8 protein-coding genes are annotated in these 9,434 nt (G+C 67.9%); 3 read left to right on the forward strand and 5 right to left on the reverse strand.

Going from position 1 to position 9,434, the window contains the following annotated elements; translation table 11 throughout:
• The first annotated feature begins 98 nt into the window (after nt 1–98).
• The 3 genes from MKK60_RS04345 to MKK60_RS04355 all read left to right on the forward strand — a co-directional run bounded on the left by MKK60_RS04345 (nt 99) and on the right by MKK60_RS04355 (nt 4,350).
• Entirely contained in the window at nt 99–2,456 is a 2,358-nt protein-coding gene (locus MKK60_RS04345) for an Orn/Lys/Arg decarboxylase N-terminal domain-containing protein (protein WP_243949112.1), read from the forward strand.
• A complete protein-coding gene (locus MKK60_RS04350; protein WP_147725906.1) occupies nt 2,456–3,097 on the forward strand; it encodes a GNAT family N-acetyltransferase in 642 nt (213 codons plus the stop codon). The genes MKK60_RS04345 and MKK60_RS04350 overlap by 1 nt, the downstream gene beginning before the upstream one ends.
• 134 nt (nt 3,098–3,231) lie before the next feature.
• A complete protein-coding gene (locus MKK60_RS04355) occupies nt 3,232–4,350 on the forward strand; it encodes an alkene reductase (protein WP_243984049.1) in 1,119 nt (372 codons plus the stop codon).
• 48 nt (nt 4,351–4,398) lie between these two features.
• Here the strand turns inward: MKK60_RS04355 and MKK60_RS04360 are convergent, their stop codons facing one another.
• From MKK60_RS04360 to MKK60_RS04380, 5 genes are all read right to left on the reverse strand, one after another.
• Nucleotides 4,399–5,127, reverse strand: coding sequence for an amino acid ABC transporter ATP-binding protein (locus MKK60_RS04360; protein WP_147725919.1), 729 nt, complete (start codon nt 5,125–5,127; stop codon nt 4,399–4,401).
• 153 nt (nt 5,128–5,280) lie between these two features.
• Nucleotides 5,281–5,973, reverse strand: a complete 693-nt coding sequence (locus MKK60_RS04365) for an amino acid ABC transporter permease (RefSeq protein WP_147725908.1) — start codon at nt 5,971–5,973, stop codon at nt 5,281–5,283.
• The gene (locus MKK60_RS04370; RefSeq protein WP_243984050.1) at nt 5,973–6,695 is read right to left on the reverse strand and encodes an amino acid ABC transporter permease; all 723 of its coding nucleotides are present in this window, start codon (nt 6,693–6,695) and stop codon (nt 5,973–5,975) included. Before MKK60_RS04370 ends, MKK60_RS04365 begins: the two co-directional genes overlap by 1 nt.
• 84 nt (nt 6,696–6,779) lie before the next feature.
• On the reverse strand, nt 6,780–7,676 hold the full coding sequence (locus tag MKK60_RS04375) for a transporter substrate-binding domain-containing protein (protein ID WP_147842271.1): 897 nt from the start codon (nt 7,674–7,676) through the stop codon (nt 6,780–6,782).
• Nucleotides 7,677–8,176: 500 nt separating this feature from the next.
• Nucleotides 8,177–9,298, reverse strand: a complete 1,122-nt coding sequence (locus MKK60_RS04380) for a branched-chain amino acid ABC transporter substrate-binding protein (protein WP_147842261.1) — start codon at nt 9,296–9,298, stop codon at nt 8,177–8,179.
• Nucleotides 9,299–9,434 lie beyond the last annotated feature (136 nt).

A 9,434-nucleotide genomic window follows, 5' to 3' on the forward strand; every position in this document is an offset into this window, starting at 1 on the left:
CCGCCCCGGCCAGATCCCGCGCCGTTCGCCCGCACCGTCATCCAACCGTCATGATGGCGTCGCAGGCAGGCGCCGACCCGTCAGGCCAGAGGCTTTCCATGGACTTTCACCGCCGCTTCACCGTGCTGATGTGCGCGCCGGCCTTCGATCCGGACGATCTGGAAGGCGTCCGCGTCGCGCAGATCGTCACCGCGGTCGAGGGGCGCGGCTTCGAGGTGATCCGGGCGCGGCGCGTCGAGGATGCGGCGATCGCCGTGCAGACCGACGCGGCGATCGGCTGCATGGTGGTCGACTGGGGCAAGCGCGGCCTCGACGGCAAGGCGGCCTCGCTGATCGACATGATGCGGCGGCGCGGCCTCGAGATGCCGATCGTCATCCTCGTGCGCCGCAAGCGGCTTGAGGACATCCCGGTCGAGCTGCTCGACTTCATCGACGGCTACATCTTCCTGGCGGAGGAGACGCCGGAATTCATTGCCCGCGGCCTCGTCTCCCGCGTGACCCAGTACGCCGAGACCCTGAAGACGCCGTTCTTCGGCGCGCTCGTCGACTACGCCGAGAAGGGCAACCAGCTCTGGACCTGCCCCGGCCACAACGGCGGCATCTTCTACAACCGCTCGCCGATCGGGCGGATCTTCGTCGAGCACCTCGGCGAGGCGATCTTCCGCGACGACCTCGACAACTCGGTCCTCGACCTCGGCGATCTCCTGACCCACGAGGGGCCGGCGCTGAAGGCGCAGAAGGAGGCGGCGCAGATCTTCGGGGCGGAGAAGACCTACTTCGTCCTCAACGGCACCTCGGCCTCGAACAAGGTGGTGCTCGGGTCTCTGGTCGCGGAGGGCGACCTCGTCCTGTTCGATCGCAACAACCACAAGGCCGCCCATCACGGCGCCCTGATGCTCGCCGGCGGCATCCCGATCTTCCTCGAGACCGATCGCAACGCCTACGGGCTGATCGGGCCGATCTACCACGAGGCACTGGACGAGACCGCCATCCGCGAGAAGATCCGCCGCAACCCGCTGGTCGAGGACAAGGAGGCGTGGCGCCGCGAGCGTCCGTTCCGCGTCGCGGTGATCGAGCAGTGCACCTACGACGGCACGATCCTCGACGCGCAGGGCGTCGTCGAGCGGATCGGGCACCTGTGCGACTACATCCTGTTCGACGAGGCCTGGGCCGGCTTCATGAAGTTCCACCCGCTCTTCGTCGGCCGCTTCGCCATGGGCCTGAAGGGGCTCGATGAGACCTCGCCGGGCATCATCGCCACGCAATCGACCCACAAGCAGCTCGCGAGCTTCAGCCAAGCCTCGCAGATCCACACCAAGGACGGGCACATCCGCGGCCAGACCCGGCGCGTCGAGCACCGCCGCCTCAACGAAAGCTTCCTCGTCCACGCCTCGACCTCGCCGTTCTACCCGATCTTCGCCTCGCTGGACGTCGGGGCGCAGATGATGAAGGGCCGCTCGGGCATGATCCTGTGGGACGACACGATCCGTCTCGGGATCGAGTGGCGCAAGAAGGTCCGCGCCATCCGCCGCGAGTTCGAGGAGAAGGAGGGCGATCCGAACCGGCGCTGGTTCTTCGACGCCTTCGTGCCCGACGTGACCCCCGGCCCGGACGGCGTCAACGTGCCGTGGGAGAGCCTGACGACGGACGTGCTCGCCTCGGACCCGAAGCACTGGGAGCTGCGCCCCGGCGCGCGCTGGCACGGCTTCACCCATGTCGGGCCCGAGGCCTCGCCCGGCTACGCGATGACCGACCCGAACAAGCTGACGGTGCTGACGCCGGGCTTCGACCGGGCGACCGGGGAATATGCCGCCCACGGCGTTCCGGCCCCGATCGTCGCGCAGTACCTGCGCGAGAACCGCATCGTCGCCGAGAAGAACGACCTGAACTCGCTGCTCTTCCTGCTGACCCCCGGCGTCGAATCCTCGAAGGCCGGCACGCTGATCTCGGGCCTGGTCGCCTTCAAGCGCCTGCACGACGACAACGTGCTCCTGGAGGACGCGATGCCGGAGTTCGTGCGGCGGCGCCCGAACCGCTACCGCGGCGTGCGGCTTCGCGACCTTTGCGCCGACTTCCACGCCTTCCACCGCGAGCACGGCACCTCGATGCTCCAGCGCAAGCAGTTCCAGCCCGAGCACCTGCCCGAGATGGTGATGGCGCCCAAGGCCGCGGCGCAGATGCTGACCCGCAACAACGTCGATTTCGTCCCGATTGCCGAAGCCGAGGGGCGTGTGGCGACGACCTTGCTTCTGGTCTACCCGCCCGGGATCGGCACGGTGCTGCCCGGCGAGCGAATCGATGAGCGGGCCAAGCCGATGCTGGACTATTTCAAGATGTTCGAGCGCTCCGCGAACCTGTTTCCCGGCTTCGAGGCCGAGATTCAGGGCGTGTACCGTCAGGTCGAGCCGGACGGGCAGATCCGCTTCCACACCTACGTCATGCGCGAGGCGCGCTGATGGAGGACGCGGGCCCGGCGGGCGACTTCGCGATCCCAGAGCCGGCCGCGTCCTGCGCCGACATCGTCATCCGCCCGTCGTCGGACGCGGACCTCGCAGCGATGGTGGCGATCTACGAGCACCACATCCGCCGCGGCGTCGGCGACGTCGGCGACTTCGAGGAGGATCGCCTCCTCCCCGACGACCTGCGCCGGCGCCGCAAGACCATGCGCAAGAAGCGCCTGCCCCACCTCGTCGCCGACCGGAACGGTCAGGTCGCGGGCTACGCCTACGCGGTGCCGTTCCGGAAGCGGCCGGCCTACCGCTACACGCTCAAGCACTCGATCTACGTGCATCCCGAGCACCTGCATGCCGGGATCGGCCGACGCCTGCTGCCGGCGCTGATCGAGGCCTGCGCCGCGGGCGGCTACCGTCAGATGATCGGCTACATCGATTCCGAGAACGCGGCTTCGCTGCGCCTGCACGAGGCCTGCGGCTTCGTCCGCGTCGGCCACCTGCCCGCGGTCGGCTACAAGTACGGCCGCTGGAGCGACAGCGTGATGGTGCAATGCGCCCTCGGCTCCGGCTCCGACGACCAGCCCTCGACGTGGCGGAAGCCGGTGGAGGCGCTGGTGGCGGGGCACGACTGGACCGGCAAGTAGCCGGGGCCCGACGCCCGCCGGTGCGCTGCGGCGAACTCCCGCCGGCGCGGCACGTTGTCGGACACCCGCGCTCGCGGCCCGGCGGACCGTCCATCGCCGTGAGCCGCGCGACCGCCTGCGACAAAGGACCCGGCATGCCCCGCTCCGACAGCCCCGTGCTGCAGCCCTACACCCTCGGCGACCTCACCCTCAGCAACCGCATCGTGATGGCGCCGCTGACCCGGAGCCGTTCCTCGACCGACGGCGTGCCGCCGGATTTCGCCGCTGATTATTACGGCCAGCGCGCCACCGCGGGGCTGATCATCTCGGAGGCGACCAACATCTCGCCGCAGGCCGTCGGCTACGCCTACACGCCGGGGATCTGGTCGGAGGCGCAGGTCGAGGCCTGGCGCCGGATCGTCGGCACGGTGCACGCCAACGGCGGCCGCATCTTCCTGCAGCTCTGGCACACGGGCCGGATCTCGCATCCCGACCTGCAGCCGGAACATCGGCCGCCGGTCTCGGCCTCGGCGATCCGGCCGGAGGGCACCGCCTTCACCGAGGAGGGCATGAAGGCGCACGTGACGCCGCGCGCCCTGGAGGCCGACGAGATCCCGGGAATCGTCGAGGATTACCGGCGCGCCGCCGAGAACGCGAAGCGCGCCGGGTTCGACGGCGTCGAGATCCACTCGGCCAACAACTATCTGCTCGAGCAGTTCGTCCGCGATTCGACGAACACGCGCACCGACGCGTATGGCGGATCGATCGAGAACCGGCTGCGGTTTCCGCTCGCGGTGGTGAAGGCGGTCACGGACGTCTGGGGCGGCGGTCACCGTGTCGGCATCCGCCTCTCGCCGGCGACGACCGAGCCCGGCAAGACGCCCCTCGACAGCGATCCGCACGCGACCTTCGGCGCCTACGTCGATGCGCTGTCGAAGTTCGGCCTTCTCTACATCCACACCATCGAGGGCGTGACCCAGCAGACCCGCGACGTGCCCGACAGCGTCGACTTCCTCGACCTGCGGAAGCGCTTTTCGGGGGCCTATGTCGGCAACAACCAGTACACGCTGGAGCTGGCCGAGAAGGAGCTCGCGGATGGGCACGCCGACCTGTTCAGCTTCGGCCGGCCCTACATCGCCAATCCCGACCTCGTGGGACGGCTGGCGTCCGGTGCCCCTCTCGCCGAGGCGCCGAAGCCGTACTGGTATGGCGGCGGTGCCAACGGCTACTCGGATTGGCCCGGCATGAATGGGCCGGTAGCGATCAAGCGCTGACGCTCGGACCCGGCGCGCTCACAGGGCGCGTTGGGCCGCGCGCGAGGATCAGTGCTGCAGGATCTTCGACAGGAACTGCTGCGCGCGCTCGCTGCGCGGCTGGCCGAAAAAGTCGTCCTTGCGGGCGTCCTCGACGATCTCGCCGCGATCCATGAAGATGACCCGGTCGGCGACCTTGCGGGCAAAGCCCATCTCGTGGGTCACCACCATCATGGTCATGCCCTCCTTGGCAAGCTCGACCATCACGTCGAGCACCTCGCCGACCATCTCGGGATCGAGCGCCGAGGTCGGCTCGTCGAACAGCATCACCACCGGGTTCATCGCCAGCGCGCGGGCGATCGCCACGCGCTGCTGCTGACCGCCGGAGAGCTGGCCGGGATACTTGTTCGCGTGCGCCGACAGGCCGACGCGGGCGAGCAGGTCGAGCCCCTTCTTCTTCGCCTCCTCGGCCGGGCGCTTCAGCACCTTGCGCTGGGCGACGGTGAGATTCTCGGTGATCGAGAGGTGCGGAAACAGCTCGAAGTGCTGGAACACCATCCCCACGCGGGAGCGGAGCTTCGGCAGGTCGGTGGCCTTGTCGACGACCTTGGTGTCGTTGACCGTGATCTGGCCCTTCTGGATCGGCTCCAGAGCGTTGACGCACTTGATCAGGGTCGACTTGCCCGAGCCCGAGGGGCCGCAGACCACCACGACCTCGCCCTTAGCGACCTGCGTGGTGCAGTTCGTCAGCACCTGAAAGTCGCCGTACCACTTGCTGACGTTGTCGATGGCGATCATCGGCGCGCCGGTCGCGAGCTTCGGCGGCGGGCTCGACAGCGGGCCGGACTGCAGGCCGGCATCCGTCGGCGCGACGGAGCCGGGAGCGACGGGGGTCTTCGCGGTGGGGGCCGGCATCGGCGTCGAGGTCATAACGCGGTCCTTGTACGGCGATCAGCGGATGATGGCGACGCGGCGCTGCAGCCGGCGCACCAGGAACGAGGCCGAGAAGCACACGGCGAAGTAGACGACCGCGGCGAACAGGTACATCTCGACCAGGCGCCCGTCGCGCTGGGCCACCTTCGAGGCCGCCCCCAGGAAGTCGGTCAGCGACAGCACGTAGACCAGCGAGGTATCCTGGAAGAGCACGATCGTCTGCGTCAGCAGCAGCGGCAGCATGTTGCGGAAGGCCTGCGGCAGCACGACGGTGATCATCGTCTGCGCGTAGGTCATGCCCAGCGCGTAGGCCGCCCCGGTCTGCCCCTTCGGGATCGACTGGATGCCGGCGCGCATGATCTCGGAGAAGTAGGCCGCCTCGAACAGCGTGAAGGTGATGAGCGCTGAGGAGAAGGCGCCGACCTGGATCGGGCGCGAGGCGCCGGTGAGGTAGGCGCCGATATAGGGCACCAGAAAGTAGAACCAGAAGATCACCAGCACGAGCGGCAGGGAGCGCATCAGCTCGACATAGACCTTGGCCACGTGCTTGAGGCCGGGCACGCCCGAGAGGCGCGCCATCGCCAGCAGGGTCCCGAGGATGACGCCCATGCCGGCGGCGAGCGCGGTCAGGGTGACGGTGAAGACCATGCCCTGACCGAACAGGTAGGGCAGCGATCCGAAGACGACGCCGAAATCGAAGTTCGAGAACATCAGCGCTGCCCGGGAACCGCCACGCTGCGCTCCAGGAGGGACGCGAGCAGGATGACGACGAGGTTAGTGAGGACGTACAGGATGGTCGCCGCCGTGAACGCTTCGAACACCTGGAACGAGAATTCCTGCATCGAGCGCGCGCGGGCCGTCAGCTCGAGCAGGCCGATGGTGAGGGCGACGGAGGTGTTTTTGAGGTTGTTCAGGAACTCCGAGGTCATCGGCGGCAGGATGATCCGGTAGGCGTTCGGCAGCAGCACGTAGCGATAGGTCTGGTAGACCGTGAAGCCCATCGCGGTGCCGGCGAGGCGCTGGCCCCGGGGCAGCGACAGGATGCCGGCGCGGACCTGCTCGGCGACGCGGGAGGCGGTGAAGAACCCCAGGCAGACGACGCCGGTGTAGAACGGGGCGTTCGGCAGCTGCTTCAGCGCGTTGCCCCACGCCTGCGGCAGCACCTCCGGAAGCACGAAGTACCACAGGAACATCTGCACCAGCAGCGGGATGTTGCGGAACAGCTCGACATAGGCCGTGCCGACGGCATTGGCGCCCTTGGAGGGCAGCGTCCGCATCACGCCGATTAGCGAGCCGAGAAAGAAGGCGATGATCCAGGAACAGAGCGCGGTCGCGATCGTCCAGACCAGGCCCGAGAGCAGCATGTCGGCGTAGGTGCCGGTGCCTTCGGGCGATTGTTCGAAGAAGATGCCCCAGTTCCAGTTGTAGTTCATCGCCCGCGCTTCACCGTTCTCGTTCGTTCGATCCGTGTCGCGGATCCCGGGCGGCAGTGCCGCCCGGGATCCGCCGGCTCAGGCTCAGTAGGCGGCCGGGTCGGCGCTGTCGCTCGGGCTCTTGAACTGCTTGGCCATCGCCTCGCTCATCGGAAGCTTGAGGTTGATGTTGCGCGGCGGGATCGGCTTCTCGAACCACTTGCTGTAGAGCGCCTTGCCCTCGGGGCTCTCGTACAAAGCCTTCGTCGCGGCATCCGCCACCGCCTTGAACGGCGCGTCGTCCTTGCGCAGCATAATGCCGTAGGGCTCGGGCTTCGACAGGGCTTCCGTCGAGATCTCGTAGGCGTCGGGGGTCTTGGAGCCGGCGACCAGCGAGGCGAGCAGCACGTCGTCCATCACGAAGGCGACGGCACGGCCGGTCTCGACCATCAGGAACGCCTCGGCGTGGTCCTTGGCGGGCAGGATCGTCAGGCCCATGCTCTTGGCGGTGTTGGCCTCGTTGATCTGCTTGATGTTCGTCGTGCCCGAGGTCGAGACCACGGTCTTGCCCTTGAGGTCGTCGATCGTGTGCAGCTTGGCGTCCTTCTTCGAGACGTAGCGCGTCGCCGTCAGGAAGTGGGTGTTGGTGAATGCCGCCTGCTTCTGGCGGTCGGCGTTGTTCGTCGTCGAGCCGCACTCGAGATCGATCGTGCCGTTGGCGATCAGCGGGATGCGGGTCGCGGAGGTGACCGGGTTGAGCTTCACCTCCATGCCCGGGAGCTTGAGTTCCTTCTTCACCGCCTCGGCGATCTTGAGGCAGATGTCCATCGCGTAGCCGACCGGCTTCTGGTCGCCGTCGAGGTAGGAGAACGGAACCGAGGAGTCACGGTAGCCGATGGTGAGGGCGTTGGTGTCCTTCACCTTCTTCAGCGTGCCGGTCAGCTCCTGGGCCTGCGCGCCGGCGGAGACCACGGCCGCGCCGAGCGCGAGGGCGACCACGATCCCGCGACGATCGAACTTGGATTGCGTCAAAACGAAACTCCCGAAACGAGCCGCACGAACATGGCGGCGTGTGGCGGACGCGCAGAAAGCGGCCGGCGCTGGCCGTGCCTCTGCAATGATGGTGCCGGAACGGGGGCGGGCGAAGCAAGCTTGGCCGATATGGTGGGGACAACTCTCGCGAGCATCGGGACCGGGTCGTCCCGCACCGTCGCGGGACCGGGACCGATTTCGGTCTTCGTCCGTAAGCGGTCTCTCGCATGGAGCGAGGCCGTCGCGCGTCGGCGTTCACAGGTTCCACCCGGTTGTCGATCCGAACCTCGGAGCCGGGCAATTTCGCCCATGCACGGTGCAGTGTGCACGTTTCGTGAGCGGGCGCACCGGGAATCCGGGGTTCGGCGACGGTTATGCCTGGTAAGCCGCCAATCTGTCTCGCCGCGTGGGCATGAAAGAGCCGCCCCGCGCGGTGCGGGACGGCTCGGACGCGGCGACGCGAGGACGCGCTACTTGGTCAGCTCGTTGCCGGCGTAATCGATGTTGCCGGCCGCGTTCTTCTTCCACTGGTACATCACGTAGTCGGGCTTCGTGATGTCGCCCTTCTTGTCGTAGGCGATCGGGCCGACGACGGTGTCGACCGGCTTGCCCTGGTGCAGCCAGTCCGCGAGCTTCTTGCCGTCGGTCGACCCGGTCTCGGACATGGCCTTGGCCAGCACCTGGACCGCGGCGTACGAGTAGAGGGTGTAGCCCTCCGGATCGATGCCCTTCGCCTTGAAGCCGGCGAGCGCGTCCTTGGCGTTGGGGTTCTTGCGCGCGTCCGGCGGGAACGTCGTCAGCGTGCCCTCCGCCGCCGGCCCGGCGATCGCCACCAGCTCCTTGTCGACGAGGCCGTCGCCGCCCATCAGCGGCGCCTTCAGGCCCTGATCGCTCATCTGGCGCAGGATCAGGCCGGCTTCGGTGTAGTAGCCGCCGAAGTAGACCACGTCGATCTTGGCGGATTTCAGCTTCGACACGAGCGCCGAATAGTCCTTCTCGCCCGGGTTGATGCCCTCGTAGATCGCGTCCTTGCCGCCCTTGGCCTTCAGCGCCTTCAGGGTCTCGTCGGCGAGGCCCTTGCCGTAGGGGGTCTTGTCGTGGACGAAGGCGATCTTCTTGCCCTTGAAGTGCGTTGCGAGATACTCGCCCGCGACCGCGCCCTGCTGGTCGTCGCGGCCGCAGGTGCGGAACACGTTCCAGAGGCCGCGCTCGGTGAACTTCACCGCTGTCGAAGCCGGCGTGACCTGGATGATGCCGGCGTCCTGGTAAACGTCGGAGGCCGGGATCGAGACGCCGGAATTGTAGTCGCCGACCACCACCTTCACGCCGTCGGAGGCGAACTTGTTGGCGACCGAGACGCCCTGCTTCGGATCGGACGCGTCGTCGCCGACGAGGACCGAGAACGTCGTGCCCTTCACCGCCCCGGACTTGTTCAGGTCCTCGACGGCCTGGGTGGCGCCGTTCTTGAGCTGCGTGCCGATCGCGGCGCTGTTGCCGGTGATCGGCGCGGCGATGCCGAGCTTGACCTCGGCCGCCTGGGCCGCCGCGAGCATGGCACCGAGCCCGAGGCCCGCCAGTAGTAACGCTCTCATCTCAAATCCCCTTGGTTGTGATCTGAATTCGGACCGTCGGCGCCGGGCAAGAATCGTGCGCTCGGCACGCGCGCGCGCCGAATGCGATCACGGCCCGCCGGCCGCCGGCTCGCGTGTCCGCCACGTCAGCGGCGAA

Source organism: Methylobacterium sp. J-092 (assembly GCF_022829325.1).
GTDB lineage: Bacteria > Pseudomonadota > Alphaproteobacteria > Rhizobiales > Beijerinckiaceae > Methylobacterium.